Source organism: Pseudomonas sp. GW821-FHT02H06 (assembly GCF_059421525.1).
The window spans coordinates 149,478-175,055 of sequence record NZ_JBWKVD010000001.1 but is presented as its reverse complement, the minus strand read 5'-3'; the positions used below and the strand labels follow the sequence as shown (position 1 = coordinate 175,055).

At 62.2% G+C, this 25,578-nt stretch carries 27 protein-coding genes and 1 riboswitch; of the genes, 19 read left to right on the top strand and 8 right to left on the bottom strand.

The window, feature by feature from the left end; translation table 11 throughout:
- Positions 1 to 59: 59 nt before the first annotated feature.
- The 14 genes from AC07VF_RS00850 to AC07VF_RS00785 all read left to right on the top strand — a co-directional run bounded on the left by AC07VF_RS00850 (position 60) and on the right by AC07VF_RS00785 (position 12,480).
- Positions 60 to 749: a C40 family peptidase gene (locus tag AC07VF_RS00850; protein ID WP_192172856.1), complete on the top strand. Its 690-nt coding sequence runs from the start codon at positions 60 to 62 to the stop codon at positions 747 to 749.
- Between the two features lie 87 nt (positions 750 to 836).
- Positions 837 to 1,373 (top strand): C40 family peptidase, encoded by a 537-nt coding sequence (locus AC07VF_RS00845; RefSeq protein ID WP_192172855.1) that lies wholly within the window; start codon positions 837 to 839, stop codon positions 1,371 to 1,373.
- Between the two features lie 124 nt (positions 1,374 to 1,497).
- Positions 1,498 to 1,723: riboswitch (cobalamin riboswitch) on the top strand.
- Positions 1,724 to 1,830: 107 nt separating this feature from the next.
- Complete coding sequence (cobO, locus tag AC07VF_RS00840) at positions 1,831 to 2,442, top strand: cob(I)yrinic acid a,c-diamide adenosyltransferase (protein ID WP_192172854.1); 612 nt, start codon at positions 1,831 to 1,833, stop codon at positions 2,440 to 2,442.
- Positions 2,439 to 3,740 (top strand): cobyrinic acid a,c-diamide synthase CobB, encoded by a 1,302-nt coding sequence (locus AC07VF_RS00835; RefSeq protein ID WP_192172853.1) that lies wholly within the window; start codon positions 2,439 to 2,441, stop codon positions 3,738 to 3,740. The genes cobO and AC07VF_RS00835 overlap by 4 nt, the downstream gene beginning before the upstream one ends.
- Positions 3,741 to 3,905: 165 nt before the next feature.
- The gene (gene bluB / locus AC07VF_RS00830) at positions 3,906 to 4,556 is read left to right on the top strand and encodes a 5,6-dimethylbenzimidazole synthase (protein ID WP_192172852.1); all 651 of its coding nucleotides are present in this window, start codon (positions 3,906 to 3,908) and stop codon (positions 4,554 to 4,556) included.
- Entirely contained in the window at positions 4,553 to 5,461 is a 909-nt protein-coding gene (cbiB, locus tag AC07VF_RS00825; protein ID WP_495008838.1) for an adenosylcobinamide-phosphate synthase CbiB, read from the top strand. Before bluB ends, cbiB begins: the two co-directional genes overlap by 4 nt.
- Positions 5,454 to 6,458 (top strand): threonine-phosphate decarboxylase CobD, encoded by a 1,005-nt coding sequence (gene cobD / locus AC07VF_RS00820; protein WP_495008839.1) that lies wholly within the window; start codon positions 5,454 to 5,456, stop codon positions 6,456 to 6,458. Before cbiB ends, cobD begins: the two co-directional genes overlap by 8 nt.
- Positions 6,455 to 7,924: a cobyric acid synthase gene (locus AC07VF_RS00815; protein WP_495008840.1), complete on the top strand. Its 1,470-nt coding sequence runs from the start codon at positions 6,455 to 6,457 to the stop codon at positions 7,922 to 7,924. The genes cobD and AC07VF_RS00815 overlap by 4 nt, the downstream gene beginning before the upstream one ends.
- Positions 7,924 to 8,445, top strand: coding sequence for a bifunctional adenosylcobinamide kinase/adenosylcobinamide-phosphate guanylyltransferase (gene cobU, locus AC07VF_RS00810; RefSeq protein WP_282367577.1), 522 nt, complete (start codon positions 7,924 to 7,926; stop codon positions 8,443 to 8,445). The genes AC07VF_RS00815 and cobU overlap by 1 nt, the downstream gene beginning before the upstream one ends.
- The gene (gene cobT, locus AC07VF_RS00805) at positions 8,442 to 9,494 is read left to right on the top strand and encodes a nicotinate-nucleotide--dimethylbenzimidazole phosphoribosyltransferase (protein WP_495008841.1); all 1,053 of its coding nucleotides are present in this window, start codon (positions 8,442 to 8,444) and stop codon (positions 9,492 to 9,494) included. Before cobU ends, cobT begins: the two co-directional genes overlap by 4 nt.
- The gene (gene cobC, locus AC07VF_RS00800) at positions 9,491 to 10,063 is read left to right on the top strand and encodes an alpha-ribazole phosphatase family protein (protein WP_495008842.1); all 573 of its coding nucleotides are present in this window, start codon (positions 9,491 to 9,493) and stop codon (positions 10,061 to 10,063) included. The genes cobT and cobC overlap by 4 nt, the downstream gene beginning before the upstream one ends.
- Complete coding sequence (locus AC07VF_RS00795; RefSeq protein ID WP_495008843.1) at positions 10,064 to 10,801, top strand: adenosylcobinamide-GDP ribazoletransferase; 738 nt, start codon at positions 10,064 to 10,066, stop codon at positions 10,799 to 10,801. It abuts the gene before it with no gap.
- A gap of 86 nt (positions 10,802 to 10,887) precedes the next feature.
- The gene (locus AC07VF_RS00790) at positions 10,888 to 11,835 is read left to right on the top strand and encodes a GlxA family transcriptional regulator (RefSeq protein WP_346630616.1); all 948 of its coding nucleotides are present in this window, start codon (positions 10,888 to 10,890) and stop codon (positions 11,833 to 11,835) included.
- Positions 11,836 to 11,928: 93 nt separating this feature from the next.
- On the top strand, positions 11,929 to 12,480 hold the full coding sequence (locus tag AC07VF_RS00785) for a glutathione peroxidase (RefSeq protein WP_192172843.1): 552 nt from the start codon (positions 11,929 to 11,931) through the stop codon (positions 12,478 to 12,480).
- A gap of 110 nt (positions 12,481 to 12,590) precedes the next feature.
- On the opposite strand, the gene AC07VF_RS00780 is transcribed toward AC07VF_RS00785, so the two are convergent.
- The 3 genes from AC07VF_RS00780 to AC07VF_RS00770 all read right to left on the bottom strand — a co-directional run bounded on the left by AC07VF_RS00780 (position 12,591) and on the right by AC07VF_RS00770 (position 15,029).
- Positions 12,591 to 13,883 carry an OmpP1/FadL family transporter gene (locus AC07VF_RS00780; RefSeq protein ID WP_495008844.1) on the bottom strand — a complete coding sequence of 431 codons (1,293 nt, stop codon included), beginning with the start codon at positions 13,881 to 13,883 and terminating at the stop codon, positions 12,591 to 12,593.
- 138 nt (positions 13,884 to 14,021) lie between these two features.
- Positions 14,022 to 14,513 (bottom strand): hypothetical protein, encoded by a 492-nt coding sequence (locus AC07VF_RS00775; protein ID WP_495008845.1) that lies wholly within the window; start codon positions 14,511 to 14,513, stop codon positions 14,022 to 14,024.
- Between the two features lie 291 nt (positions 14,514 to 14,804).
- Positions 14,805 to 15,029: a hypothetical protein gene (locus tag AC07VF_RS00770; protein ID WP_122535677.1), complete on the bottom strand. Its 225-nt coding sequence runs from the start codon at positions 15,027 to 15,029 to the stop codon at positions 14,805 to 14,807.
- A gap of 1,079 nt (positions 15,030 to 16,108) precedes the next feature.
- On the opposite strand from AC07VF_RS00770, the gene AC07VF_RS00765 reads away from it, so the two are divergent.
- From AC07VF_RS00765 to AC07VF_RS00755, 3 genes are all read left to right on the top strand, one after another.
- Positions 16,109 to 17,473, top strand: a complete 1,365-nt coding sequence (locus tag AC07VF_RS00765; RefSeq protein ID WP_282367612.1) for a DNA recombination protein RmuC — start codon at positions 16,109 to 16,111, stop codon at positions 17,471 to 17,473.
- Positions 17,474 to 17,836: 363 nt separating this feature from the next.
- A complete protein-coding gene (locus tag AC07VF_RS00760) occupies positions 17,837 to 19,288 on the top strand; it encodes an NCS1 family nucleobase:cation symporter-1 (RefSeq protein WP_495008846.1) in 1,452 nt (483 codons plus the stop codon).
- A 182-nt stretch (positions 19,289 to 19,470) separates the two neighbouring features.
- Positions 19,471 to 19,596, top strand: a complete 126-nt coding sequence (locus tag AC07VF_RS00755) for a PA1414 family protein (RefSeq protein ID WP_122535674.1) — start codon at positions 19,471 to 19,473, stop codon at positions 19,594 to 19,596.
- 125 nt (positions 19,597 to 19,721) lie between these two features.
- Here AC07VF_RS00755 and AC07VF_RS00750 read toward each other — a convergent pair whose 3' ends face one another.
- Positions 19,722 to 20,012, bottom strand: coding sequence for a hypothetical protein (locus AC07VF_RS00750; protein WP_495008847.1), 291 nt, complete (start codon positions 20,010 to 20,012; stop codon positions 19,722 to 19,724).
- Between the two features lie 352 nt (positions 20,013 to 20,364).
- A complete protein-coding gene (speB, locus tag AC07VF_RS00745; RefSeq protein ID WP_495008848.1) occupies positions 20,365 to 21,315 on the bottom strand; it encodes an agmatinase in 951 nt (316 codons plus the stop codon).
- Positions 21,316 to 21,481: 166 nt separating this feature from the next.
- Here speB and AC07VF_RS00740 point away from each other — a divergent pair, with 166 nt between their 5' ends.
- Positions 21,482 to 22,375: a LysR family transcriptional regulator gene (locus AC07VF_RS00740; protein WP_423572862.1), complete on the top strand. Its 894-nt coding sequence runs from the start codon at positions 21,482 to 21,484 to the stop codon at positions 22,373 to 22,375.
- Positions 22,376 to 22,385: 10 nt separating this feature from the next.
- Complete coding sequence (locus AC07VF_RS00735; protein ID WP_495008849.1) at positions 22,386 to 22,976, top strand: tRNA-uridine aminocarboxypropyltransferase; 591 nt, start codon at positions 22,386 to 22,388, stop codon at positions 22,974 to 22,976.
- A 12-nt stretch (positions 22,977 to 22,988) separates the two neighbouring features.
- On the opposite strand, the gene AC07VF_RS00730 is transcribed toward AC07VF_RS00735, so the two are convergent.
- From AC07VF_RS00730 to AC07VF_RS00720, 3 genes are all read right to left on the bottom strand, one after another.
- A complete protein-coding gene (locus AC07VF_RS00730) occupies positions 22,989 to 23,210 on the bottom strand; it encodes a DUF6316 family protein (RefSeq protein ID WP_495008850.1) in 222 nt (73 codons plus the stop codon).
- A 153-nt stretch (positions 23,211 to 23,363) separates the two neighbouring features.
- Positions 23,364 to 23,978, bottom strand: coding sequence for an NAD(P)H-dependent oxidoreductase (locus AC07VF_RS00725; protein WP_346630611.1), 615 nt, complete (start codon positions 23,976 to 23,978; stop codon positions 23,364 to 23,366).
- Positions 23,971 to 25,365: a class II fumarate hydratase gene (locus tag AC07VF_RS00720; RefSeq protein WP_282367543.1), complete on the bottom strand. Its 1,395-nt coding sequence runs from the start codon at positions 25,363 to 25,365 to the stop codon at positions 23,971 to 23,973. Before AC07VF_RS00720 ends, AC07VF_RS00725 begins: the two co-directional genes overlap by 8 nt.
- Positions 25,366 to 25,578 lie beyond the last annotated feature (213 nt).

The following is a 25,578-nucleotide window of genomic DNA, read 5'->3' as shown; positions in this document are numbered from 1 at the left end:
AATGGGTACGATTGAAGGCATAGTCTCGGCTTCTTTACACTTCAGCCACGGTCGTGCACATGCTAAACCGCTTCGCACCCCTCGTGCCTCTCGCACTCGTAACGCTGTTGTTCGGCTGTGCGGCCCAGATGCCGACGTCGCAACAACAGTCGCAAAGCCCCCAGTTCCGGGACTCTGCCACCGCTCAATCCGCCAGCAAGCGTGCCGATTACGCATCCTCCGTACTGGATGACGAAGTCGCCACCGAAGACGAGCTCGCTCAATTTGCCGATAACAAGCCGTACCGCCTGCCGGTTCTGGCTGACAGCATCCTCGAGCGCGGCAAATCCCTGATAGGCACTCGCTATCGGTTCGGCGGCACGTCGACCACCTCTGGTTTCGACTGCAGCGGTTTCATCGGTTATCTCTTCCGCGAAGAGGCGGGCATGAGCCTGCCGCGTTCCTCCCGCGAAATGATCAACATCGATGCCCCTCTCGTTAAACGCAATGACCTCAAGCCAGGCGACCTGCTGTTCTTCAGCACTGCCGGCCGTGGTCGTGTCAGCCATGCGGGCATCTACCTGGGCGATGATCAATTCATCCACTCCAGCAGCCGCCGCAGCGGTGGTGTCCGCGTCGACAGCCTCGACGATGCCTACTGGGCCAAGACGTTCATCGAAGCCAAACGCGCGCTGGCGATGGCACCTTCAACGGTACCTGCAACCACTACCGCGATGAGCTCGACTACAATCAAGCGCCAAACCCGTTAATTCCGGGCGCGCAAAGGGCTAACCCCTCTTGCGCGCGACCCCGGCCCTCGGCAAAGTAAGCTGCATCCCGCACAGGTTGTCGTGTTTATGTCGTTAACGGTTCGCCTGATCGTCGCCTCTCTGGCTGTGCTGCTGGCCGCATGTTCCAGCACTCCACCGCCTGCTCCACGCAAGGTCGTCTACCGGCCAGTGGTCTCCGCTCCTCCCCAGTTTTCTTCACCGCTCGCCGACGACGTCCTGTTGCGCGCGATCGGCCTCGTTGGCACGCCCTATCGCTGGGGCGGCAACACGCCTGATTCGGGTTTCGATTGCAGTGGCCTGATCGGCTATGTCTACCACGACGCCGCCGGTATCACTTTGCCGCGATCGACGCGGGAAATGATCACGCTGCGCGGCCCGGACATCGACCGCAGCCAGTTGCAGACCGGTGACCTGGTGTTCTTCGCGACGGGCGGCGGCTCCCACGTCAGCCATGCCGGCATCTACGTCGGGGAAGGGCGATTCGTTCACGCGCCGGCCACCGGCGGCACGGTCAAACTCGACAGCCTGGACAAGCCTTATTGGCAAAAGGCCTGGCTGAATGCCAAGCGCGTTATCCAGCCATCGAATCTTGCCAGGCAATAGTCGTTTTTGAGGCAACGTGTTCATGGGCTGCTGCAGGAACACCTGTGCATTCCAGGGTGAAATCCCGTAAACCCGTGGGCGCTCTGCCCACGGTTCGATTGACGCTCCCCAGTCAACCCTCTAACCTTCGCGCCATGTTTCAGGTGCCCGGGACCTTGTTGGTCCACAGGGTGAAACAGGGAAGCCGGTGCGATTGCTCGTGCGATCAATTCCGGCGCTGCCTCCGCAACGGTAAATGAGTCAAGGCCACGCACAATGCCACTGTGTTCGCTGAACATGGGAAGGCGCCTGGCCTGCCACGGTTGTGGCAACTCATGAGTCCGGAGACCGGCCTGATCCATCGAACAGCATCACGGAGGGCGATGCTCTGCTGCAGGCCGGGCCATGTCCGGTGCCTGCTGACAGTCTTTGCCTGTGCCCTCCGTTTGCCACACCTGCCCTCAAGCGGAGAGCTGAGATGAGCGAATCCCCCGAACGTGACGAACGCCACCTGGCGCGCATGCTGCGCAAAAAGGCGGTGATGGACGAGCGCATTTCCAGCGCGCCAAATGAATGCGGATTGCTGCTGGTCCTGACCGGCAACGGCAAAGGCAAAAGCAGCTCGGCGTTCGGCATGCTTGCCCGCGCCATGGGCCACGGCATGCAGTGCGGCGTCGTGCAGTTCATCAAAGGCCGCCACAGCACCGGCGAAGAGCTGTTCTTCCGCCGCTTTCCCGAACAAGTGCGTTACCACGTGATGGGCGAGGGCTTCACCTGGGAAACCCAGGACCGCCAGCGTGACATTGCCGCGGCCGAAGCCGCCTGGGCCGTGACCCGGGAAATGCTCAAGGAGGCCTCTATCGGCATGGTCGTGCTTGATGAGCTGAACATTGCCCTCAAGCACGGCTATCTGGACCTGGAGCAGGTGCTGAGCGATTTGCAGGCACGCCCGCCGATGCAGCACGTGATCGTCACCGGTCGCGGGGCGAAACAGGAACTGATCGACCTCTCCGACACCGTTTCCGATATCGGCGTGGTCAAGCATGCCTTTCAAGCCGGCATCAAGGCGCAGAAAGGCATCGAACTGTGAGTGAGCGCCAGCCCCGGCACTGCCCGGCAGTATTGATCGCCGCGCCTGCGTCCGGTCAGGGCAAAACCACCGTCACCGCCGCACTGGCCCGTCTGCATCGCAATCAGGGGCGCAAGGTGCGCGTGTTCAAATGCGGGCCGGACTTTCTCGACCCGATGATTCTCGAACGCGCCAGCGGCCATCCGGTGTACCAACTGGACATGTGGATGATCGGCGAGGCCGAAAGTCGGCGCCTGTTGTGGGAAGCCGCCGCCGACGCCGACCTGATCCTCATCGAAGGCGTCATGGGCTTGTTCGACGGTACGCCCTCCAGCGCAGACCTGGCCCGGCGCTTCGGCGTTCCGGTCCTCGGGGTTATTGACGGCACGGCCATGGCCCAGACCTTCGGCGCACTGGCGTTGGGATTGGCGCGCTATCAGCCGGACCTGCCATTTGCCGGCGTGCTGGCCAATCGCGTCGGCACGGTGCGCCATGCGCAGTTGCTCGAAGGCAGCCTGACCGAAGGCCTGCGCTGGTACGGCGCGCTGTCCCGTGAAACCGGCATTGAGCTGCCCAGCCGGCACCTCGGCCTGGTGCAGGCCAGCGAATTGAATGACCTGGACATGCGCCTTGACGCCGCGGCCACCGCGCTGGCCAGCACCTGCGACGCCACGTTGCCACCGTCCGTGACCTTTACCGCGCCGGAATTCGTGCCGGCCGAACCGCTGCTGGCCGGCGTGAAAATCGCCATCGCCCACGACGAAGCGTTCGCGTTTTTCTACGGCGCCAGCCTCGACCTGCTACGGGAGATGGGCGCCGAACTGTCGTTCTTTTCGCCGATCCGCGACCGCGAACTGCCCGACGCCGACAGCCTGTATCTGCCGGGCGGTTACCCGGAACTGCATCACACGGCGCTGGCGGAAAACCACAGCATGCTGGCCGCGATTCGCGCGCACCACGCCGCCGGCAAACCCTTGCTCGCCGAATGCGGCGGGATGTTGTATTTACTCGATGCCCTGACCGATGTCGACGGCCAGCGCGCCGAAGGGGTGGGCTTGCTCAAGGGGGAAGCCGTGATGCAAAAGCGTCTGGCCGCCCTGGCCCTGCAATCGGTCGAACTGCCGGAAGGCATCCTGCGTGGCCACACCTATCACCACTCCCTGACCAGCACCGAGCTGACCCCCATCGCCCGCGGCCTCAGCCCCAATGGCGGGCGCGGCGCCGAAGCGGTGTACCGCGAAGGGCGCATGACTGCGTCGTATGTCCACTTTTACTTTCCCTCGAATCCCCAGGCGATGGCGGCGCTGTTTTTGCCATGAGCCCATCTAATTCAACCGCCGCATTCTGTGGGAGCGAGCCTGCTCGCGAAGTGGGCGCGTCCGATCCCACTCCTTTTCTGAAAAACCGCTTTCGCGAGCAAGCTCACTCCTACATGGGGCGCATCGCAGGTGATTGCTGTGTTTCACGCGCGGGACAGGCGAGCCATGACTGAACACACCTTCACTGACCCCGAACGCGCCGCCGTTTACCGCGCCATCGCCGAGCGTCGCGACATGCGTCACTTCTGCGGGGGCACCGTCGCGCCGGAGTTGCTGGCCCGTCTGCTCGAAGCCGCCCACCACGCGCCGAGCGTCGGTTTGATGCAGCCGTGGCGTTTCCTGCGCATCACCGATCCGGCCTTGCGCACGCAGATTCAGGCGCAGGTGGAGGAGGAACGCATTCGCACCGCCGAAGCCTTGGGCGAGCGGTCCGACGATTTCATGAAGCTGAAGGTCGAGGGCATCAGCGACTGCGCCGAGGTATTGGTCGCTGCGTTGATGGACGACCGCGACAAACACATCTTCGGCCGCCGGACCCTGCCGGAAATGGACATGGCGTCGTTGTCTTGCGCGATCCAGAACCTCTGGCTGGCGGCCCGTGCCGAGGGCCTGGGCATGGGCTGGGTGTCGCTGTTCGATCCCCAGGCCCTGGCGGATCTGCTGAAGATGCCAACCGGTTCAAAACCCCTGGCGATCCTGTGCCTCGGCCCGGTCAAGGAATTTTACCCGGCGCCGATGCTGGTGCTGGAGGGCTGGGCGCAGCCGCGCGCGTTGCAAGAGTTGGTCTACGAGAACACATGGGGAGTGATTGCATGAGTGTGGCGTTATTGAGCGTCGCCGGGGTCGCGCTGGACGCGTTGCTCGGCGAGCCAAAACGGAACCACCCGCTGGTGGCGTTCGGCCGTTTTGCCGAGCGCATCGAACAGCGCCTGAATGCTGCCGGCCGGGGCTGGCGCAGCCATGGCGTGACGGCGTGGTTCATCGCCGTGATTCCGCTGACCCTGATCGCCACGTTGCTCAGCTGGCTGCCGTTCGTTGGCTGGCTGGTGGAAGTGCTGGCGCTGTACTGCGCGTTGGGTCTGCGCAGTCTGGGCGAGCACGTCGAGCCGGTCGCCCAGGCGCTGCGCGGCGACGATCTGCCCGAAGCGCGTCGGCGCGTCGGCTATCTGGTCAGTCGCCAGACCGCCGAGCTGGACAGCACCGAAGTGGCCCGTGCGGCCACCGAATCGGTGCTGGAAAACGGCAGCGACGCGGTGTTCGCGGCGATCTTCTGGTTCGTCGTGCTGGGCGCGCCGGGCGTTGTGCTCTATCGCCTGAGCAACACCCTCGACGCCATGTGGGGCTATCGCAACGAGCGCTTCGAACGCTTCGGCTGGGCGGCGGCGAAAATCGACGACCTGCTCAACTACATTCCGGCACGCTTGGTGGCATTAACCTACGCGCTGCTGGGCAACACCCGACTGGCCCTGCGCTGCTGGCGCACCCAGGCCCCGAAGTGGGACAGCCCCAACGCAGGCCCGGTGATGGCCGCCGGCGCCGGTGCGCTGGGCGTCGAGCTGGGTGGCCCGGCGATTTATCACGGCGAGCTGCATGAGCGCGCGACCCTGGGCGAAGGCGTGCCGGCGGACGCCGACTCCATCGATCGAGGCTGGCAACTGGTGCAGCGCGGCGTGTGGCTGTGGTTGCTGATTTTGTGTCTGGGGACAGAATTCTATGCTTGAACACGGCGGCCGATTGCGTGGCGCAGTCCTGAAATACGGCATTGATGAGGCGGACTGGCTGGACCTGTCCAGCGGGATCTCGCCGTGGTCATGGCCAATCCCGGCGATCCCGGAAGCGGCCTGGGCGCGCCTGCCGGAAACCGATGACGGTCTGGAAGCCGCCGCCCGCCGCTATTACGGCGTCACGGACGTGTTGCCGGTGGCCGGTTCCCAAGCGGCGATTCAGGCGCTGCCGCGTCTGCGTCAGGCGGGCAAGGTCGGTGTGCTGTCGCCGTCCTACGCCGAGCACGCCGAGGCCTGGCGCAACACCGGTTTTCTGGTGCGCGAGGTGCTGGAGCACGAAGTGGAGCGGTTCATCGACACCCTTGACGTGCTCGTCGTGGTCAACCCGAACAACCCCACCGGCCTGAGCCTCACGCCCGAACGCCTGCTGGAATGGCACACGCGGCTGGCCCAGCGTGGTGGTTGGCTGGTGGTCGACGAAGCGTTCATGGACAACACGCCGGAGTTGAGCCTAGCGGCTTACACCCAGCGTTCGGGGCTCATCGTATTGCGCTCGTTCGGCAAGTTCTTCGGGCTGGCCGGTGTGCGCCTGGGTTTTGTGCTGGCGGAGCCGCGCTTTCTCAAAGTCATGGCGCGGCAGATCGGACCTTGGTCCGTCAGCGGGCCAACCCGCATCATCGGTCAGGCCTGTCTCAACGACGTGGCCGGGCATCAACGCCAGCGCCAGCGCACCGAGCAGGCCAGTCAGCGTCTGGTTGATGTGCTCAGCCGCCACGGCTTCGCGCCCAAGGGCGGCTGCGCGCTGTTTCAGTGGCTGATCACGCCGCTGGCGGAAGAACTGTATGAGTTCTGCGCACACCGGGGCATCCTTCTGCGGCTTTTTATTAACAACAGCAACAACAACAGCAGCCTGCGGTTCGGCCTGCCCCGCGAGGACGCCGACTGGCAGCGTCTGGAACAGGCACTGAGTGAGTTCTCCCGGGAGCGCCCATGAACATCGGCAAAACCCTGATGGTGCAGGGCACCACGTCCGACGCCGGTAAAAGCACGCTGGTGACGGCGCTGTGCCGCTGGCTGACCCGACAGGGCGTGCGAACCGTGCCGTTCAAACCGCAGAACATGGCGCTCAACAGCGCAGTGACCGCGGACGGCGGCGAGATCGGCCGCGCCCAAGCCGTGCAAGCCCAGGCCTGCGGCCTCGAACCCCACACCGACATGAACCCGGTGCTGCTCAAACCCAACAGCGACACGGGCGCGCAAGTGATCATTCACGGGCGCGCCGTCACCACCATGAACGCCGTCGCCTACCACGACTACAAAGCCATCGCGATGCAGGCTGTACTCGCTTCCCATCGCCGCCTCAGCGAAGGCTGGCCGGTTGTCATGGTCGAAGGCGCCGGGTCACCGGCGGAGATCAACCTGCGCGCCGGCGACATCGCCAACATGGGCTTTGCCGAAGCGGTGGATTGCCCGGTGCTGCTGGTGGCGGACATCAATCGCGGCGGGGTGTTTGCCCATCTGGTCGGCACGCTGGAATTGCTGTCGCCCAGCGAACAGGCGCGGGTCAAAGGTTTCATCATCAATCGTTTTCGCGGCGACATCGCGCTGCTTCAGCCCGGCCTCGACTGGCTCGAACAGCGCACCGGCAAACCGGTGGTGGGCGTGCTGCCCTACGTGATGGACCTGCATCTGGAGGCTGAAGACGGTCTTGATCAGCGCCAGACCGACAAGGCCGAGCAGGTGCTCAATGTCATCGTGCCGGTCCTGCCGCGCATCAGTAATCACACCGACTTCGACCCGCTGCGCCTGCACCCCCAGGTCAATCTGCAGTTCGTCGGCCCTGGACAGGCGATTCCTGGCGCTGACCTGATCATCCTGCCCGGCTCGAAAAGCGTGCGCAGTGATCTCGCTTACCTGCGCGCCAATGACTGGGACACCGCTATCCACCGCCACCTGCGATACGGCGGCAAAGTGCTGGGCATCTGCGGTGGCCTGCAAATGCTGGGCGAAGAGTTGCACGACCCGCACGGACTGGAAGGCGCGGCGGGTTCAAGCCCGGGCCTGGGGCTGCTGGCCCTGAGCACGGTGCTGGAAGAAGAGAAACAGCTGCGCAATGTCAGCGGTCGTTTGACCCTCGAAGACGCCGACGTCAGCGGCTATGAGATTCATGCCGGCGTGACCACCGGCGCGGCGCTGGAGCGTCCGTTGGTCCAGCTGGCCGACGGTCGTTGCGATGGCGCGTGCAGTCCTGACGGCCAAGTGCTCGGCACGTACTTGCACGGGCTGTTCGAGAATCCTGCGTCGAGCAGCGCGTTGCTGCGATGGGCCGGGCTGCAGAATGTGCAATCGGTGGATTACCACGCCCTGCGCGAGCGCGACATCGAGCGCCTGGCCGATCTGGTGGAAATCCACCTGGACGGCAAATTACTGCGTGAACTCTGCGGACTGGAGCAACCCTGATGCTGCAATTGATCCTCGGCGGCGCACGATCCGGCAAAAGTCGGCTGGCTGAAAAGCTCGCCAGCGACAGCGGCCTCGACGTCATCTACATCGCCACCAGCCAGCCTCTGGACGGCGAAATGAACCAGCGCGTCGCCGTGCACCGCGAGCGTCGTCCGGCGGAGTGGGGGCTGGTCGAAGAACCTGTCGAACTGGCGCGCGTTCTGCGGGAAAACGCCGGGGAGGGGCGCTGCCTGTTGGTGGATTGCCTGACCCTGTGGCTGACCAATCTGCTGATGCTGGACGATCCGCAGCGGCTGGTTCAAGAGCGCGAAGCCTTGCTCGATGGCCTGGCGGAACTGCCGGGCGAAATCATTTTTGTCAGCAACGAAACCGGGCTGGGCGTCGTGCCCCTCGGTGAGCTGACCCGCCGTTATGTCGATGAAGCCGGCTGGCTGCATCAGGCGCTGGCCGAACGTTGCCAGCGCGTGGTGTTCACTGTCGCCGGACTGCCCATGATCCTGAAAGGACCCGCACTATGAGTAACGCCTGGTGGCTCGCGCCTGCCCAAGAAGTCGATCACGCCAGCCGCGAAGAAGCGTTGGCCCGTCAGCAGCAACTGACCAAACCCACCGGTTCTTTGGGTCGACTGGAAGACGTGGCGGTGCAACTTGCCGGCCTGCAGGGTCGCCTGAAACCGGAGGTCGATGAGGTCTGGATCGCGATTTTTGCCGGCGATCACGGCGTGGTCGCTGAAGGGATTTCGGCCTACCCCCAGGAAGTCACCGGGCAGATGCTGCACAACTTCATCATGGGCGGCGCGGCCATCAGCGTGTTGGCGCGGCAGCTGTCGGCGCAGCTGGACGTAGTCGATCTGGGCACCGTTGCCCCATTGGACTTGCCGGGCGTGCGGCACCTCAACCTCGGCCCGGGCACCGCGAATTTTGCCCAGGGCCCGGCGATGACTGAGGCGCAACTTCACGCTGCGCTCGATGGCGGTCGCGACAGCGTGCTGCGCGCCAAGGCCGCAGGCGCCGAGTTGTTTATCGGCGGCGAAATGGGCATCGGCAACACCACCGTCGCCAGTGCGCTGGCGTGCGCGTTGCTCGATTGCCCGGCCACCTTGCTGGTCGGCCCCGGCACCGGCCTGGATGCCGAAGGCGTGAGCCACAAGGCGCAAGTGATCGAACGTGCCCTGCGGCTGCATGCCGCTTCTGTCGGTGACGCGCAGTCCAGTCTTCGCGCCCTCGGTGGTTTTGAAGTCGCGGCGCTGGTCGGCGCCTATCTGGCCTGCGCGCAGGAGGGCATCGCTGTACTGGTCGATGGTTTTATCTGTTCCGTGGCGGCGCTGGTGGCGGTGCGCATTAATCCGTCGTGCCGGGAGTGGTTGTTCTTCGGCCATCGCGGTGCCGAGCCGGGCCATCGCCTGGTGCTGGACGCGCTGCAGGCCGAGCCGTTGCTGGACCTGGGATTGCGTCTGGGCGAAGGCAGTGGCGCGGCGCTGGCGGTGCCGTTGTTGCGTCTGGCCTGCGAGCTGCATAACGGCATGGCGACCTTCGCCGAAGCCGCCGTGGCAGACCGCCCGGCATGACCTTGCATCTGGACCTGCTGCGCCACGGCGAAACCGAATTCGGCGGCGGCCTGCGCGGCAGCATCGACGACGCGCTGACCGACATCGGCTGGCAGCAGATGCGTGCGGCGGTGGCTAATCGTGGCCCTTGGGACCGGATCGTCAGCTCGCCGCTGCAACGCTGCGCGCGCTTTGCCGACGAGCTGGCCGGGCGCCTGGGCTTGCCCGTGGAATTGGAAGCCGGTCTTCAGGAATTGCATTTCGGCGACTGGGAAGGCCAGAGCCCTGCGCAATTGATGGAAACCGATGCTGCCGGGTTGGGACGTTTCTGGGAAGATCCGTACGGATTTACGCCGCCCAATGGCGAGCCGGTTCAGTTATTTGCCACCCGCGTGTTGGCTGCCGTCGAGCGGTTGCAGCGGGCGTATGACGGAGAGCGCATTCTGCTGATCAGCCACGGCGGGGTGATGCGTCTGCTGCTGGCCCGCGCCCGCGGTCTGCCCCGCGAACAATTGCTGCAGGTCACCGTGGCCCACGGTGGTATGTTCGGTCTCGCCGTTCAGGCCGACGGTGAGTTGACGGAGGTTTAAATGCTGCCGTTCTGGATCGCCTTGCAGTTCCTCAGCAGCCTGCCGATTCGCCTGCCGGGCATGCCGACGCCCCAGGAGTCGGGGCGCTCGCTGCTGTTTTACCCGCTGGTGGGGTTGTTGTTCGGCGTTCTTTTAATGGTGTTGAATCACCTGCTCGACGGCGCGCCGATGCTGTTGCATGCCGCTTTGCTGCTGGCGGGATGGGTAATGCTCAGCGGTGGGCTGCACCTGGATGGCCTGGCCGACAGCGCCGACGCCTGGCTCGGTGGTTTCGGCGACCGCGAACGCACGCTGCTCATCATGAAGGATCCGCGCAGCGGCCCGATTGCGGTGGTCACGCTGGTGGTGGTGTTGTTGTTGAAATTCACCGCGCTGTTGGCGTTGATTGACGCGTACACGGATGTTGGCCTGCTGCTGGCCCCGGTGATTGGCCGCGCGGCGATGCTGGCGCTGTTTCTGAACACGCCGTATGTGCGCGCCGGCGGGCTGGGCCAGGCGCTGGCCGATCACCTGCCGCGCAAGACGGGCGTGCGGGTGCTGGCGGCGGTGGCGGTGGTCTGCGTGCTCATCGGTGGCGGCGCGGCGGCGTGGGTGCTGGTGGTGACAGCGTGTGGCTTCTTCTGGCTGCGTCGGGTGATGATGCAACGGCTGGGCGGCACTACCGGCGACACCGCTGGCGCGATGCTCGAACTGCTGGAAACCCTGGTGCTGGTCACATTGGCGTTGATGTGCGATTGATGCAGCAAAGATAACCTGTCCATGTGGGAGCGCCACCCCGGTCGCTCCCGTCATTCATTAGTCGGCAGACCAACCTGAGAGGTGTCATGCATAGCGTTGCGCTGGTGGTGTACCCGCAATTCCAGTCCCTTAGCCTGTCGGTCGGGTCCGTGCTGACCTGCGCCAACCTGATGCAGGGCGAGGCGGCGTACTCCTTTCATCTGGTGTCCGAGAGCGGCGGGGCCGTCATGTCGTCCGAAGGCTTTTCGGTCAATACCACGCCATTGCAGGCCGACGGTTACGACACCATCATCGTCAGCGGTTATATGGACCTGCAATTGCCGACTCCCAGCCTGCTTGAGTTCGTGCGCACTGCGTCGGCTCAATCGCGGCGGGTGGCGTCGCTGTGCACGGGCGGGTTTGTGCTTGCAGAGGCCGGTCTGCTCGACGGCAAGCGCGCCACCATGCACTGGATTCATGCCCCCGAGTTTCGCAAGCGCTACCCGAACGTTCGCGTCGAGGACGACAAACTGTTTACCGTGGACGGCCAGATCTGGACCGGGGCGGGCATGAGCGCCGGCCTGGATCTCGCTCTGGCGATGGTCGAGAACGACCTCGGCGCCGACATCGCCCGGCAGGTCGCGCGCAAGCTGGTGATCTATCAACGTCGTGGCAGCGAGCATTCCCAGTTGTCGACGCTGCTGGAACTGGATCCCAAGTCCGACCGCGTGCAGCTGGCGCTGGCCTACGCCCGCGAGAACCTCAAAAGTGATCTCTCCATTGATGCACTTGCCGCCATCGCCCGCTTGAGTCCTCGCCAGTTCAGTCGGGTGTTCCGCGGGGAGACCGGCCAGACCCCGGCGAAAGCCATCGAATGCCTGCGGGTGGAAGTGGCACGGGCGATGATGGAAACCAGTCGGCACCCCATTGAAGTGGTCGCCCGGGAGACCGGTTTCGGCGATCGGGAAAGGATGCGCCAGGCGTTTCTGCGCAACTTCGGCGAACCGCCCCAGGCGATCCAGCGGGCGTTCACGGCCACCGACAAAGCCAGCTGATAGCCCGTTTGGTTGGCGCTAGGCATTCATCGCGCGGCGGAGTAGCGTAGCGGCAGCCCCACCTTTCCTGCCCGCTCATGAATGGACGTCGCCATGGCCCTACGCTGGATTCACGCGCCTCTGTTGTTGCTTGCCCTCAGTGGCGCCGCGGCGGCCGCCGATTGCCCGCCACTGCTGCAGGGCGACCTGCCCAAGCTGCGGGCGAAACAGGATATCGACCTGTGCAAACAGTTCGCCGGAAAGCCCATGCTGGTGGTCAACACCGCGAGCTTCTGTGGCTTTGCGCCGCAGTTCAAAGGGCTGGAAGCGCTCAATCAGCGCTTCAAGGGTGAGGGGCTTGAAGTCCTTGGGGTGCCCTCGGACGACTTTCTGCAGGAATCCAAAGACGCTGCCGAGACCGCCAAGGTCTGCTACGTGAACTACGGCGTCACGTTCACCATGACCGAACCCCAGCCGGTGCGTGGCGCCGATGCCATCAACCTGTTCAAGGTCCTCGCCGAGCAAAGCAATCCGCCGCGCTGGAACTTCTATAAATACGTGGTCGACCGCAAAGGCAACGTGGTTGCCAGCTTCTCCAGCAACACCGCGCCGGACGATCCCGAACTCATCTCAGCCATCGAAAAGGCCATCGCCTCCAAGCCGTAAAAACGCGCTGACGCAAATCAGACCGGCCACAACGAAAAACCCCGCAGCCATCACTGGTTGCGGGGTTTTTGGTCTGGCGAACAGGTGATCTGCCTGTCCCGCCCACTGCATCAGAAGCGGTAGGTCATGCCGACGCCGAAACCGTTGGCGCTGTTGTCGTACTTGGCGTTGTAGCTTTGACCCAGAGCGTTCGAGTCGGCGACCTTGACCTTCTCTTCCTGCAAGTAGGAGTAGGCCACATCGATGGTGATGTCGTCGGTCGGGCTGTAACCGGCGCCCAGACTGAAGATCGTGCGATCGCCTGTCGGGATGCGCGGCGAGCGGTTCTCGTTGTTGGTCGGCGACTGGTCGAACGACAGACCGGTACGCAACACCCACTGCTTGTTCAACTGATACGACGTACCCACGGCGTAGGCCCAGGTGTCGTGCCAGTTCTGCTCTTCGGTGATGGTACCGACCAGGCTTGGCGCAGCAACGCCACCCGCGCGAGTGACGCCCGAGTTCTTCACGGTGATGTCTTCCAGACGGCTCCAGCGTGTCCAGGTGGCCCCCGCGTAAAGTTTCCAGGCATCGTTCATCTTCTGCGTGACCGAGAAGTCCACGGTTTCAGGCGTGTCGATGTTCAGCTTGGCGTCGTATCGACCCGCGCCCAGTACTTGGGCAGGCACGCCTGCGCCCGGAGTCACTTCGGTGTGGCCTTCGAGCTTGTAGGTCACTTTGGAGTGGTAGGTCAGGCCGACGCTGGTGGTATCGGTGGCTTGCACCAGAATACCGGCGTTGAAACCGTAACCGACGTCATCACCCTTGACCTGCACGCGGCCGTCGCCGGTGCGGGCACCCAGCAGCGGGCTGACATTGAGTGCCGATTCCAGCGCACCGGAAATACGGTTGATGGTCGGACCGAAGCCTATCGACACCTTGTCGTTGAATGCGTAGCTGACGGTCGGCTGGAAGGTTACGACCTTGACGATGCTCTTGCTGCCGAAGTTGCGGCCCTGGAAGTTGTCTTCATAGTCGGTGACCAGGCCGAATGGCGCGTAGACACCGAAGCCGAACGCCCAGTGCTCGTCGACCGGGTTCACGTAGAAGCCCATCGGCACGGCGATGAAAGGAACCATGTCGCCTTTGTTGGAACCGGTGCTGCGGCCGCTGGTGTCGGTGATGTCGGTCGAGGCATCGATTGCGGCGACCCCCACGGTCGCCTGCGCGCGCTTGAGACGCGACATGCCGGCCGGGTTGCCGTAGACGATGCTGGCGTCATCGACGGACGAGGTACGGCCCGCAAAACCGGTCCCCATGCCGCTGATGCTTTGTTCGTTCAGGGCAAAGCCGGAGGCGAAAATCTGAGTAGAGGCAAGAGTGATGGCGAGACTGAGGCTGGATTTGATCATTGTTTTTTTCATTGTTAGAACTCCTGTTGATCACCGCGCGGAAATTACCAATATTTCTGCCAGCGCGCTATAGCCTGGATCAGCCGATTTAGAGCGGTTCTTGTAGGACAATCCTGAAAGTTCGCAGCTTCTTCAGTCAATACCAATCGGTCACGAAATGGCCGTCGAGGGCTGAAACAAGGGGCTGACCCATGTTTGCCAGGCCGAGGTGAAATCCTGCAGTTGGCCGCCGGGCTGAAATATCTCGCGCCACATTTGCGCCATGGCCAACGAATCATCTGCATCCGGAAGCGAAATATGGCTCGCCTCGACCATCAACCACGCGATGGCAGTCGAATAACGCAGGTTGACCGTCAGTTCCAGATCGGGGCCAGTGAGGAACGCGTGCTGGCTCGCCAGGCCCCGGACGAGGCTGGCAAGGTCCGGATCGCGCGCGAGGTATTCGTCCCAGAGCTGGCGGTGCTGAGTGTCCGCAATGCTGTAAAGCCCATGGCCGCGCGGGTTATCCAGCTCGGCGCCTAACGCGGACTGGCTGGCGGCGATCCCCAGCAGCAAGGATTCGGCGGCCCGATTGGCTCGGCCGAGATAGAGAAGCGTCGGGCGGATGACGTAGCGACACAGTTCACTGGCGGCGATTCCCATAACACCCTCGGGGAGTTGATGAGTCGGCGGGCCCTGGCGCTTGGCAGCAGTGATGGAGTGGGCCCACCGGCAGCGACCTGCGCCGCTGACTTGAAGTGTAGTGTGATATTTACGGTGTAAAGGCCTGTTTTAAGGTGAGTTCCCGGTCGGCATGTACGGCGCGACTGGTATTCATTACTGCATCTGTCGCTTTTTCTGTAAGTAAAACAGATACAAAAAAGCCCCACCGTTATCGGGTGAGGCCTTGTCGATGCAGCGATATTTACCGACGGACGGTATCAGGCAACGGTATCAAGCAACCAGGGCCTGACGCGTACGGTCGATGACAGCCTGCAGCGGAGCATCGGTGGAGTATTGATCCGGGTACAAGCGCTCGCTATGGCGGGCGATGCCGTGCTCGTTGACGATGGTGAAGCTGAAGCAGCCTTTGCGGGTTGCCATGATCAGGCAGTTCATCGGGGCAAAAGCGTTGGTCAGTGTACGAATAGCGTTTTGAGTCTGGATATGAGTAGTCATGTTATGGGTGTTTCCTGAATCGACACGCAATAAGAGGCGTGCAAAATAAAAACGTTCCAGTAAACGCGGACCGATGCTCGAATGCGAGTCAGTGGCAGGGCGCAGAACCTGTCTGGAACAAAAAGCAGCCAGTTGAGCGCATTTAAAATGTGGCGCGGGGCTGACTGGTAGGTACTTAGGAGGGCAGGCAACACAACGCGAGCTAAGGTTCGATGCTCGAGGTGAAGATCCTGATCAATTTGCAGGCTGGTTGATAAGAGCATGAATGATCTGCACACCCCTCCGTTTCTTCGGCAGGTCGTGTGAGTTCATGTCTGGAAACCATCGAGGTGATCGATCCCTGTTTTCAATCCGTTCGCTCAGTTGGCGGACCTGGATTGGGGGATTTGTTCGATCAGAATTGACTTTCAGCTTGGTACTAACGGCGGCGATGCTAATGGAGTTACAGGAACAACGCAAGCGCTGACTTGCAATAGGTTAGCTAAGCGGCATAACGCGGGGCAAAAAGACTACAGCATATGGAGCGGGAAGGGTGGCCCCGTGCCTTATTTTCGCGAATTTTGAGCGAATGCCATCGCTATGGAAACCGGCTTAGGTACAGACGAAATTCACTTGTGCACATTGCGAAAGGTATTTGTCATGTCACTGTCACGTCGTCCGCTAACCGCTTGATTTAATGCAACGAATTATTAAGTCAATGAAAACCATCGTTTTTTTACGCTGGTGAAAAAATCGTCAGTTTGAACGCAGGCCCCATTCTACGTGCGTTTGCGAGAGCTTAGGGGGTGTTGTCCACTGAGTTATCCACAGGTTCTGTGGATTGTCCCAAGCGCTGGCTCTACGACGCTGCTTCTGAAGCATTCGCTAGTATTTTTGTCTTGGCCGGGCACTGATTAACCCGGATCGGACGTCGAGCTCGCTTCTGCGCATAATGCTGCCTGCCTGAATGTCGGAGTCTGGATTTTATGGTGTTTGAGTTAACCAGCCTGTTGCTGGGATTGGCGGTGGCGGCGGTGCCTTTGCTGGGGCTGGCGTGGCAGTTGCAGCGGCGCCTGGCGCAACGGGAGGCGGACGCCGCGTTGCTCGACGAGCGCTTGAGTAACGCTCAGATGGCGCAGGATGGGCTCAATGCTCAGTTGGATGCCAGCCGCGACGAGATCAGTGATCTCGCCCAGGCCAATGCAGTGAAGCAGGCAGACCTGGCGGCCCTGCGCCGGGAAGTGGAGTTGCTGCGCCAGCAGCATGAAGGCGCGCGCGAGGCCCAGGAAGACTGGGGCCGCGAACGGACCGCTAGAGAGGCCGAGCTGCGCCGACTCGACGCCCAGTGCGCATCCCTTGGCGCCGAGCTGCGCGAACAACAGGACAGTCACCAGCAGCGCCTTACCGATCTGCAGGGCTCCCGCGATGAGCTGCGTGCGCAGTTCGCAGAACTGGCCGGCAAGATTTTCGATGAGCGCGAACAGCGCTTCGCCGAGACCAGTCAGCAGCAGCTGGGGCAGTTGCTCAATCCGCTCAAGGAACGCATCCAGTCGTTTGAAAAGCGCGTCGAAGACAGTTACCAGAACGAAGCCCGCGAACGTTTCTCTTTGAGCAAGGAGCTGGAGCGCTTGCAGCAGCTCAACCTGCGCCTGAGCGATGAGGCAAACAACCTGACCCGTGCGCTGAAGGGCCAGAAGACCCAAGGCAACTGGGGCGAACTGATTCTGGAGCGGGTGCTCGAACATGCCGGTCTTGAAAAGGGCCGCGAGTACCAGACCCAGGTCAGCCTGAAGGGGCCCGACGGCGAGCGCTTCCAGCCTGACGTGTTGATCATGCTGCCTGGCGACAAGCAGGTCGTTGTCGACGCCAAGGTCAGTCTGACGGCCTATCAGCAGTACGTGTCGGCCGACGATGAGGTGATTTCCCAGGCGGCGCTGAAGCAGCACGTGCTGTCCCTGCGCAATCACGTCAAAGGCTTGTCCGGCAAAGACTACAAACGCCTAGAAGGGCTGCACAGTCTCGATTTCGTTTTGCTGTTCGTGCCGATCGAAGCGGCGTTCTCTGCAGCGTTGCAGGCCGAGCCCAACATGTTCCAGGAGGCCTTTGATCGCAACATCGTGATCGTCAGCCCGACCACGCTGCTGGCGACGTTGCGGGTCATCGACAGTCTGTGGAAGCAGGAGCGGCAGAGCCAGAATGCCCGGGAGATCGCCGAGCGGGCAGGGTGGCTCTACGACAAATTCGTGCTGTTCATCCAGGACCTGGACGAGGTCGGCAACCGTCTTCAGCAGCTGGACAAAGCTTACGGCGCCGCGCGTAACAAGCTCGTCGAGGGGCGCGGCAATCTGGTCAGCCGCAGCGAACAGCTCAAGCTGCTCGGCGCGCGGGCCAGCAAGAGTCTGCCGGCGGATCTGCTGGAGCGGGCGATGACTGACCCGGATGGACTGGCGCAGTTGCCCGAGTGAATCGGGACTGTTTCTTACGAGGATGCGGCAGCACGCGGGCTGATAAGTTGGAACAAATCTCGCGGTGATCGTATACACATTTTGCCTCTCCCTTTTGCCCGTCTCCTGCCCCATGAAAACGCACCGACATTGGTCACGGTGCACTGCGGGCAGGCGCGGCGTCTGCAATCCCCCGTTTTGAAATCTAAAATTTCGGTGTCTTCGGTTGGTGGAAACCCGCTGTTTTGGCGCCTTGCCAGCGGTTTTGGTCCGCAATGGCACGCATTCTGCCTCTCGCTTCGTATACAACCCACACTCGCTCCCGTACGCAGTGTGCGCACGTGTGATGTCGGGAGCCGGTTCGTCCTTTAAGGGAGAAATGCGATGACCGAGCCATTGCCCAAGGGCTACAGCCCCCGCCTGTACAACGAGGACCTGGGTCCCGTGCCGCAGAAGTGGACCTGGTACAACATTTTTGCGTTCTGGATGAGTGATGTGCACAGCGTGGGCGGCTACGTCTTCGCTGCCAGTCTGTTCGCCCTCGGGCTGGCGAGCTGGCAGGTGCTGATCGCGCTGCTGGTGGGCATCTGCATCATTCAGGTGATCGCCAACCTGTTGGCCAGGCCCAGTCAGCAGGCGGCCGTGCCGTATCCGGTAATCTGCCGTCTGGCCTTCGGTGTGTTCGGAGCGAATATTCCGGCGGTGATTCGTGGCCTGATCGCCGTGGCGTGGTACGGAGTGCAGACGTACCTGGCTTCAAGCGCGCTGATCATCGTAGTGCTGCGCTTTTTCCCACACATGTCGGTCTACGCAGAACCGCACTTTGCCGGCTTGTCCTACCTCGGGTGGATGGGCTTCCTGGCGCTTTGGGTGGTACAGGCTGCGGTGTTCTGGACTGGCATGGATTCGATCCGCCGGTTCATCGATTGGGCCGGCCCCGTGGTCTACGCCGTGATGTTCATTCTGGCGGGCTGGATTGTCTGGAAAGCGGGCTGGGCCAACATCAGCTTCACCCTCTCCGAGAAATCCCTGACCGGCTGGGAAGCGTTCTCCCAAGTGATCATGGCCACCGCCCTGGTGGTGTCCTACTTCTCGGGTCCTACGCTCAATTTTGGCGATTTCAGTCGCTACTGCCGGAGCATGTCTGAGGTGCGTCGCGGCAATTTCTGGGGCCTGCCGATCAACTTTCTGGCGTTCTCGCTGGTCACCGTCGTCATTGTTTCGGGAACGCTGCCGGTGTTCGGCGAGATGCTCCATGACCCGATCGCCACCGTGGCCCGCATCGACAACGACGTTGCAGTACTGCTCGGAGCGTTTGCCTTCGTGACCGCCACAATCGGCATCAACATCGTCGCCAACTTCGTGTCACCGGCCTTCGACTTCGCCAACGTCGCCCCCAGCAAGATCAGCTGGCGTGCAGGCGGGATGATCGCGGCAGTGGCGTCGGTCTTCATTACACCCTGGAACCTGTTCAACAACCCCGCCGTCATCCATTACACGCTGGACGTGCTGGCGGCGTTCATCGGACCGTTGTTCGGCATCCTGCTGGTGGACTATTACGTCATAAAGAAGCAGCAGATCGACGTCGATGCGCTGTTCAACGATGGGCCGACCGGGCGCTATTGGTACACCGGCGGGGTGAACTACACGGCGGTCAAGGCATTGATCCTGGCAACGGTGGCGGGCATTGCGATCACCTTTGTCCCGGCGTTGCAGCCGATGGCCAACTTCGCATGGTTTACAGGATGTTTCCTTGGCGGCGGGTTGTTCTATCTGTTCGCCAGACGCCGCCAGGCCCATGAATGCGCGGCGCTGACGCCTGTGGGCGCCGGTTGACCGCCCTGCCGTCTGTCGCGTCAGGTCTTCGAATGGGCGATTTGCAGTGTCATAGCGTCATGTAGGGCAAAAAATTCCTGCCGCGACACTCGGTAGCAGGCGTAAAGTGCGCCTTAGCACTATGATCTGCTCTAAGCAGTTCGGACATTGGCTGCCGAGTATTTCCCTGAAGGGGGCGTTATATGAACAGCAAATTGCAAGAATGGCTTCACGATGTAGGCGTCGCGCTCGGGTTGATCGAAAAGCCAAAGCTGCAACCCATTCCCGTGCGCAGCAATGATGATGAGCGTCGTCGTCCACGGCGCTAAGCGCTCTTCGCCAGGCGCGCTGAAAAGCGGCGCTATCGCCCGATAGCCCGCTCTGTTTCCTCCGACCGTTCGGTCAAACACCCAGCTCGCCTCACTATCTTTTCTAAATCGATCCCATCTGCGGCTCAGTGATGAGTTCTGCGTTTCATCTCGACGAGAATCAGGTCGACCAGGCCCTGCACGGTCAGTTGGCCATTGGGTGAATGTGCTGACATCCCTGCAACATCGGCTTTGATCTGGTTGGGGAGGACGATGCCGAAGTCGCTTTGCAGAATCGAGAAGAACTCTCTGAAGTCTTCTTCATCCAGCTCAAGCGCATTTAGCATCACGTCGTCTTCTTCCTGAATGAGGGTCTTGTCGACCAGGATCTTTCCGATCGTGTCGATCACATGCTGTCTGACTTCGCTCCGCTTCATGGCAGGCCTCTGCTTTGATTTAAGTGGTAATCACCCCAGCATCAAAATACAGAGGGTTGTGGCAGGAATCCCCAAAAGCAACCACCCTGAAAAACCCGCGCTGCGTTGCACAACGCCGACGGTCTCGCATTAAGGCTAGCCCAAGTTCGCGGAAGGGGAATGACAGGTGTGGGGAGATTTTTTGTATCGGCGCGCAATGGAGGAGCGGCGCGCCCGATGCAGGGCACTCATTGAGGGACCGGCTTCAGCCGGGAAAGCGTCAGCCGTCACGCCGCGCAAATTGAGGGCACTCGGACGGGCCTTTCCCGGCTGAAGCCGGTCCCACTAAAAAGCGAAGCGTACCGGCCCGCTGTCAGCGGTGCGCCACACCCGGCAGCACGCAGAGCATTTCATACAGCAGGTTCGCGCCCAGTAGCGAGGTGTTGCCGGTGGTGTCATAGGGCGGCGAGACTTCAACAAGGTCACAGCCAATCAGGTCCAGCCCCTGGCACCCACGAATGATTTCGATTGCCTGAATCGTCGTCAGCCCGCCGATTTCCGGTGTGCCAGTGCCCGGTGCCCAGGCCGGGTCGATGCCGTCGATGTCGAAACTGAGGTACACCGGACCGCCGCCCACCTTCTCGCGCACCTCGGCCATCAGCGGCGCCAGCGACTTGTGCCAGCATTCCTCGGCCTGGACCACCCGGAACCCCTGCTTGCGACTCCAATTGAAGTCTTCAGCGGTATAACCCTGAGCGCGCAAACCGATCTGAACCACGCGATCGCAGTCCAGCAGACCTTCCTCCACCGCCCGCCGGAACGTGGTGCCGTGGGCGATCTTCTCGCCAAACATGTGATCGTTGACGTCCGCATGGGCGTCGATGTGCACCAGCCCGACCTCGCCGTGCTTCTTCTTCATGGCGCGCAGGATCGGCAACGTGATGGTGTGATCGCCGCCGAGGGTCAGCGGGATGATGTCGTGCTCGAGAAAACCGTCGTAGGCCTCTTCGATGATGCGCACCGCATCCAGCAGGTTGAAGGTGTTGATCGCCACATCACCGATGTCCGCCACGGAAAGCGAATCAAAAGGGGCGGCGCCGGTGGCCATGTTGTAGGGGCGAATCATCACCGATTCGGCGCGGATTTCCCGCGGGCCGAAACGGGTGCCGGCGCGCAGGGACGTGCCAATGTCCAGCGGCACGCCAACAAAGGCCGCGTCCAGACCGGCCGCCGTTTGCAGGTGCGGCAGGCGCATCATGGTGGCGATGCCGGCGAAGCGCGGCATTTCGTTGCCGCCCAGTGGTTGATGGAAAATCTTGTCCACGGGAATGCCTCATCGGTGGTAATCAAAAGGGGCGGAAGCGGGCTTCCAGCATGGCCCCGATTTTGTTTACCGCGCCCGCTGCGAACAATCGGCCAGGCGAAATACTTAGTTCAGATATTCCTGAAGTATCGGGTAAGCTGCGCGCAAAACCCACCCTGGAACGACCATGGCCAGCGCGCTTCCCGACCTCAAATTGCTGCGCATCTTTGCCTGCGTGGTGCGCCATCAGGGCTTTGCCAGTGCTCAGCAAGAACTCAATCTGTCGACGTCGGCGATCAGCACCTACATGAGCCAGCTCGAAGCGGCGTTGGGTATCGTGCTCTGTCATCGCGGGCGCGGCGGGTTCAGCCTGACCAGCAAGGGCGAGCTGTTTCATCAGGAAACCCTGCGCCTGCTCGGCGAGCTGGAAGGTTTCGAACTCTACGCTGCGGCGCTCAAAGGCGAGCTGCGCGGCACGCTGAACCTGGGGGTGCTGGACTCGACGGTCAGTGACCGCGCTTTGCCCTTTGCGGAAGTCATCGGCGCCTACAGTGCGGAGCATCCAGCCGTGCATTTGCACCTGGCCGTGATGAGCCCTTATGAATTGCAGCTGGGCGTGCTGGACAACCGACTGGACCTGGCGATCGGCTCGTTCTCCACCCGCATGAACGGCCTGCTCTATCAGCCGCTGTACCGCGAGCAGCATTGGCTGTACTGCAGCAATCGCCACACGCTGTATGCCGAACGGCGCATCCCGGAACCGGTCATCACCCAACAACGCATGGTCGGACGCGGCTACTGGAGCCAGGCCGAGCTCGCCCGACACGGCTTCAAGCACAGCGCCGCGACCGTCGAGAGTATGGAAGCGCAGCTGATTCTGGTTTTGTCCGGCGCCTACATCGGTTACTTGCCCGAGCACTACGCCCAGTCGTGGGTGGATTCGGGGCACCTTCGCGTGTTGCTGCCGGCGACCTTTGGCTATCAGGCACCGTTTTCGATGATCCTGCGTCGCGGACGCAGCCGTGAGCCGTTGATTCAGACCTTTCGCGATCTGCTGAAAGCTCAGCTCAATCCACTGTAGGAAACCGACGATGTCCCGTGCCCGCTGCGAACGCTGCCTGCGTCCGACCGATCACTGCCTGTGTGCGCTGATTCCTGCGTTGGGCAGCCGCACGCGCGTGTTGATTCTGCAGCACCCCAGCGAAGTCAATCACGCGCTCAACACGGCGCGCCTGGCAGCACTAGGCCTGACGAATGCGGAATTGCAGGTGGGGGAGGTGTTTGAGGATCTTGCGCAATGGCTGAGCCAGCCCGGTTACCAAGCGTGTTTGCTGTTTCCGGGGGAGGAGGCTGTTTCGCTGAAGGCTAACCGTGTCGACGATGCACCCGTGCTGCTCGTCGTACCCGATGGCACCTGGCGCAAGGCGCGCAAGCTGCTGCACCTTAATCCGCTGCTGGCGGCGCTGCCCAGAGTGGTGCTAACCAACGCGCCAGCGTCGCGCTACCGATTGCGCAAAGCACCGGGCCCCGAGGCGTTGTCGACACTCGAGGCCATCGTCCATGCGCTGCACACGCTGGAGCCGGAGACGTCATTCGATGGCTTGTTGCGTCCCTTCGATGCACTGATCGACGGACAGATCGCAGCAATGGGCGAGGAGACTTTTCGCCGCAATCATTCGTGAAAGCGGGCTGAATCAGCCGTTGAGCGAGGAGGGCATGGCTGGCTGATACGCGCTGGCGGCCTGCATGCGACGGACATAGACCTCGGTTTCCCGAGCAGCGTCTTCCTTGCTCATGAATGGACCCTCGAGGGTGTTTTCCCGGGTGCTGAAGAAATAAAGGCCATTGACGCGGGATACGCGGTCGCTGCGAAAACGTACGGTGGGAGCTGGATCTTGTTCACGCTTGCTTAACATGGCCTTCTCCGGGCATTAGGTCGGTACGCGAGTGATCTGGGTGGGCGACAAGTGTCGCCACAGGTAAGTCAGAGCATTTGAATAGCAGCGTTCTTAACGGTTCCATCAACGTGCGAGCCCGCGCAACCTGCCTGGCGGTGCGGGCCTCGGGTTTCAGTGTTTGCCCAACGCCTCGGCGTCGCGAATCCACTGTTGACGCTGCTCTTCGGTAGAGGTGCGTACCGGCGAGAACTCCGTCAGCCGTGTGGTCTTGATCCCACAGAACTCAAGGATCGTCCTGACCATCTGCCGGTGGGCAGGGGCCTTGAAGACCCAGCGAAAATAGCGCGACGGCGTGTCCATTGTCACCAGCAACTCTGCTGTTCGGCCCTTCAGCAGCTCATTGGAGGGGTGATGCCTGCCATGGGCCTTGAAGGCAAAACCGGGCATGAACACCCGGTCGAAGAATCCACCGAGCAGGCTCGGCAAACCGCCCCACCAGACCGGATAAACGAACACCAGATGCTGGGCCCAGTGCACCTCGCGCTGGGCTTCAAGCAGATCGTGTTCCAGTGTCTGGGCGGATTCGTAGCCACCGCGCAGCACCGGGTCGAAATCCATCTCGTCAAGTTTGAGCACCCGCACCACATGACCTTTGCTCCGCGCGCCCTGGGCATAAGCCTCGCCCAGCGCGTGGCCGAGGCTGATGCTTTTCGGCGTGCCGATGATCATCAGAATGCGTTTGCCGTAGCCTTCCAGTGGCGTGGCGCCGCTGATGGGTTCAGCCATTGCTGCCGGCCTCGAGCATCTTTTCCGGGCGCACCCAGGCGTCGAACTCGGCGTCGGTGAGGAAACCCAGTTGCAGCGCCGCTTCACGCAGGGTCAGGCCTTCGCTGTAGGCTTTCTTGGCGATCTGCGCCGATTTGTCGTAACCGATGTGAGGGTTCAGCGCGGTCACCAGCATCAGGCCGCGTTCCAGATGCTCGGCCATCTTGGCGGCATCCGGTTCCATGCCTGCGATGCAGTGCTCGTTGAAGTTGCGGCAGCCATCGCCCAACAAACGGATCGATTGCAGCAGGTTGTGGATGATCACCGGCTTGAACACGTTCAGCTGCAAGTGGCCCTGACTGGCGGCGAAGGTGATCGTGGTGTCGTTGCCCATGACCTGACACGCCAGCATCGACAGCGCCTCGCACTGGGTCGGGTTGACCTTGCCCGGCATGATCGAGCTGCCTGGCTCGTTGGCTGGCAGCTTTACTTCAGCCAGGCCCGCGCGGGGGCCGGAACCCAGCAGGCGCAGGTCGTTGGCGATCTTCATCAGGGTCACGGCGAGGGTTTTCAGCGCGCCGGACAACGCGGTCAGCGGCTCATGCCCGGCCAGCGCGGCAAACTTGTTCGGCGCGGTGACGAAGGGCAGGCCGGACAGCGCAGCCAGTTCGGCGGCCACCGCTTCGGCGAATCCATGGGGCGAGTTCAGGCCAGTGCCGACGGCGGTGCCGCCCTGGGCCAGCTCGCACACGGCCGGCAACGCGGCGCGAATGCTTTTTTCGGCGTAGTCCAACTGAGCGACGTAAGCCGAGAGCTCCTGGCCGAAGGTGATCGGTGTGGCGTCCATCATGTGCGTGCGGCCGGTTTTCACCAGCTTCATGTGCCGCGAAGACTGCTCGGCGAGGCCGGTGGACAGTTCGGCGATGGCCGGCAGCAGTTGCTCTTTAACTGCTTGCACGGCCGCGATGTGCATGGCGGTGGGGAAGCAGTCGTTGGAGCTTTGCGAGCGGTTGACGTGATCGTTGGGGTGAACCGGCGATTTGCCGCCGCGAACGCCACCCGCCAGTTCGTTGGCACGGCCGGCAATGACTTCGTTGACGTTCATGTTGCTTTGCGTGCCGCTGCCGGTCTGCCAGACCACCAGAGGAAACTGGTCGTCGAGTTGGCCCTGCAGCACCTCATCGGCGGACTGCTCGATCAGGTTGGCGATGTCGGTGGGCAGGTCGCCGTTGCGGTTGTTGACCCGGGCGGCGGCTTTTTTGATCAGCGCCAGCGCGTGCAATACCGGCAACGGCATGCGTTCCTGGCCGATGGCGAAATTGATCAGAGAGCGCTGCGTCTGCGCCCCCCAGTAAGCGTCTTCGGGGACTTCGATCGGACCTATGCTGTCGGTTTCGGTACGGCTCACTGGACTCTCTCCTTAAGATCGATTTGCGCAGTTTAGTAACCGGGGAGCCGGTGGGGTTCCCCGTGGCTGCTGTGCGGTCGGAACAGGTGCGGACAGTGTGCGACAAAAGCCCCGGACTGGTCGCCCTAAACCTTCGTGCGCGCGAGTGCGTCAGGTCCGCGGGATAACCGCTCGTAGGGTCAGGGGTTGAGGGAAATGCGCAAAGGGGCGCAG

Bases quoted from the DNA above. Each gene is read 5' to 3' on its own strand.
- AC07VF_RS00850 (WP_192172856.1), top strand. From the start codon at position 60: ATGCTAAACCGCTTCGCACCCCTCGTGCCTCTCGCACTCGTAACGCTG.
- AC07VF_RS00845 (WP_192172855.1), top strand. From the start codon at position 837: ATGTCGTTAACGGTTCGCCTGATCGTCGCCTCTCTGGCTGTGCTGCTG.
- cobO (WP_192172854.1), top strand. From the start codon at position 1,831: ATGAGCGAATCCCCCGAACGTGACGAACGCCACCTGGCGCGCATGCTG.
- bluB (WP_192172852.1), top strand. From the start codon at position 3,906: ATGACTGAACACACCTTCACTGACCCCGAACGCGCCGCCGTTTACCGC.
- cbiB (WP_495008838.1), top strand. From the start codon at position 4,553: ATGAGTGTGGCGTTATTGAGCGTCGCCGGGGTCGCGCTGGACGCGTTG.
- cobD (WP_495008839.1), top strand. From the start codon at position 5,454: ATGCTTGAACACGGCGGCCGATTGCGTGGCGCAGTCCTGAAATACGGC.
- AC07VF_RS00815 (WP_495008840.1), top strand. From the start codon at position 6,455: ATGAACATCGGCAAAACCCTGATGGTGCAGGGCACCACGTCCGACGCC.
- cobU (WP_282367577.1), top strand. From the start codon at position 7,924: ATGCTGCAATTGATCCTCGGCGGCGCACGATCCGGCAAAAGTCGGCTG.
- cobT (WP_495008841.1), top strand. From the start codon at position 8,442: ATGAGTAACGCCTGGTGGCTCGCGCCTGCCCAAGAAGTCGATCACGCC.
- cobC (WP_495008842.1), top strand. From the start codon at position 9,491: ATGACCTTGCATCTGGACCTGCTGCGCCACGGCGAAACCGAATTCGGC.
- AC07VF_RS00795 (WP_495008843.1), top strand. From the start codon at position 10,064: ATGCTGCCGTTCTGGATCGCCTTGCAGTTCCTCAGCAGCCTGCCGATT.
- AC07VF_RS00790 (WP_346630616.1), top strand. From the start codon at position 10,888: ATGCATAGCGTTGCGCTGGTGGTGTACCCGCAATTCCAGTCCCTTAGC.
- AC07VF_RS00785 (WP_192172843.1), top strand. From the start codon at position 11,929: ATGGCCCTACGCTGGATTCACGCGCCTCTGTTGTTGCTTGCCCTCAGT.
- AC07VF_RS00780 (WP_495008844.1), bottom strand. From the start codon at position 13,883: ATGAAAAAAACAATGATCAAATCCAGCCTCAGTCTCGCCATCACTCTT.
- AC07VF_RS00775 (WP_495008845.1), bottom strand. From the start codon at position 14,513: ATGGGAATCGCCGCCAGTGAACTGTGTCGCTACGTCATCCGCCCGACG.
- AC07VF_RS00770 (WP_122535677.1), bottom strand. From the start codon at position 15,029: ATGACTACTCATATCCAGACTCAAAACGCTATTCGTACACTGACCAAC.
- AC07VF_RS00760 (WP_495008846.1), top strand. From the start codon at position 17,837: ATGACCGAGCCATTGCCCAAGGGCTACAGCCCCCGCCTGTACAACGAG.
- AC07VF_RS00755 (WP_122535674.1), top strand. From the start codon at position 19,471: ATGAACAGCAAATTGCAAGAATGGCTTCACGATGTAGGCGTCGCGCTC.
- AC07VF_RS00750 (WP_495008847.1), bottom strand. From the start codon at position 20,012: ATGAAGCGGAGCGAAGTCAGACAGCATGTGATCGACACGATCGGAAAG.
- AC07VF_RS00740 (WP_423572862.1), top strand. From the start codon at position 21,482: ATGGCCAGCGCGCTTCCCGACCTCAAATTGCTGCGCATCTTTGCCTGC.
- AC07VF_RS00735 (WP_495008849.1), top strand. From the start codon at position 22,386: ATGTCCCGTGCCCGCTGCGAACGCTGCCTGCGTCCGACCGATCACTGC.
- AC07VF_RS00730 (WP_495008850.1), bottom strand. From the start codon at position 23,210: ATGTTAAGCAAGCGTGAACAAGATCCAGCTCCCACCGTACGTTTTCGC.
- AC07VF_RS00725 (WP_346630611.1), bottom strand. From the start codon at position 23,978: ATGGCTGAACCCATCAGCGGCGCCACGCCACTGGAAGGCTACGGCAAA.